Genomic DNA, 1,710 nt, shown 5'->3' on the forward strand with positions numbered 1-1,710 from the left:
CAAACGCAAGACCCCAGGAATCTCCGAAATAACCTGGTCAAACTGACGAATCAACGAAACTTGAATTTTATCTAACTGTTTATTAAAGCGCTTAGTTAAGTCCATAGATACCTCCTACTTTCAAAACGTATCTCTATTATACTACAAAAGCCCCCCGACCGCAAAAATACATTAGAGAATAGCTTTCCACTTTCTATTTTACTTTTCCTGTTTACAGGTCTATAATGGTAACAGATTCTATTTGGAGGTTTTTATGTCATTTCTATCAAAAAATGGAGCAGGCATCTTGGTCTGCCTTCTCATTTCTATCGTATCTTGGTACTTAGGAGGATTCTTCCCTGTGATTGGCGCGCCCGTTTTTGCGATTTTTATGGGCATGCTCCTACATCCCTTTCTCTCGTCTTATAAACAACTGGATGTTGGATTGACCTTTAGTTCCAAGAAATTGCTCCAGTATGCCGTTATCTTGCTTGGTTTTGGTCTCAATATCTCTCAAGTCTTCGCAGTTGGGCAATCTTCACTCCCTGTCATCCTTTCCACCATTTCAATAGCCTTGATTGTTGCCTACCTCTTCCAGCGCTTCTTTGCCCTGGATACAAAACTGGCTACCTTGATTGGAGTAGGTTCTTCTATCTGTGGGGGTTCTGCCATTGCAGCGACAGCGCCTGTTATCCATGCTAAGGAAAAGGAAGTAGCCCAAGCCATCTCCGTTATCTTTTTCTTCAATGTCTTGGCTGCGCTCATCTTGCCAACCCTCGGCACCTGGCTTCATCTATCCAATGACGGCTTCGCCCTCTTTGCAGGAACTGCGGTCAATGATACTTCCTCTGTAACCGCCACAGCTAGCGCTTGGGACAGTCTCTACCAGACCAATACCCTCGAATCCGCAACCATTGTCAAACTCACGCGAACCCTAGCTATCATCCCCATCACTCTCTTTCTCTCCTACTGGCAAAGTCGCGAGCAAAAAAATAAGCAAGGCTTACAACTGAAAAAAGTCTTCCCACTTTTTATCCTTCACTTCATGATTGAAAAGATTTTTTCACATCCACAGGCCTTGGCTCAAGGAAAGAAATTCATCGATGAACAATATCCAGAGGCTCAAATCGAGGTAACAGCTAGTACAGCTTATGCGGCCCGTTTTATTTCCGAACATCCAGATCAGCCCTTTGCAGCAATTGCACCTAGAAGTTCTACTGAAGAATATGGATTGGAACTGATTGCCGAGGATATTCAGGAAATGGAAGCCAATTTAACACGTTTCTGGGTTCTAGGAGCTGAAAAGCCTAGGATTCCCTTGCAAGCACAAACTGAAAAGATGAGTTTGGCCTTGACATTACCTGACAACCTTCCAGGTGCACTTTATAAGGCCCTGGCGACCTTTGCTTGGCGAGGAATTGACTTGACAAAAATTGAAAGTCGTCCACTCAAGACAGCACTGGGTGAATACTTTTTCATTATCGATGTGGATTATACCGATAAGGACTTGGTCCACTTTGCCCAAAAAGAATTAGAAGCGATTGGAATCCAGTATAAAATTCTGGGTGCCTATCCTATTTATCCAATATCAGACCATGGAAAGGAGAGAAGATGAGTAAAGAAAATCCCTTAAGTCATCATGAGCAGTTGCGTTATGATTATTTGCTAAAAAATATTCACTATCTCAATGAGAGAGAAAAAAATGAGTTTGCCTATTTGCAAGAAAAGCTA

General features: G+C 42.6%; 2 pseudogenes. Both read left to right on the plus strand.

What is annotated here, in order from left to right:
- Positions 1–253: 253 nt before the first annotated feature.
- Positions 254–1,045 (plus strand): annotated as a pseudogene (locus DCM90_RS10180) (YeiH family protein); the annotation flags it as partial.
- Positions 1,019–1,594: pseudogene (pheA, locus tag DCM90_RS10185) on the plus strand (prephenate dehydratase); the annotation flags it as partial. The pseudogenes DCM90_RS10180 and pheA, both read left to right, overlap by 27 nt.
- Positions 1,595–1,710 lie beyond the last annotated feature (116 nt).

Source organism: Levilactobacillus bambusae (assembly GCF_003124125.1).
GTDB lineage: Bacteria > Bacillota > Bacilli > Lactobacillales > Lactobacillaceae > Levilactobacillus > Levilactobacillus bambusae.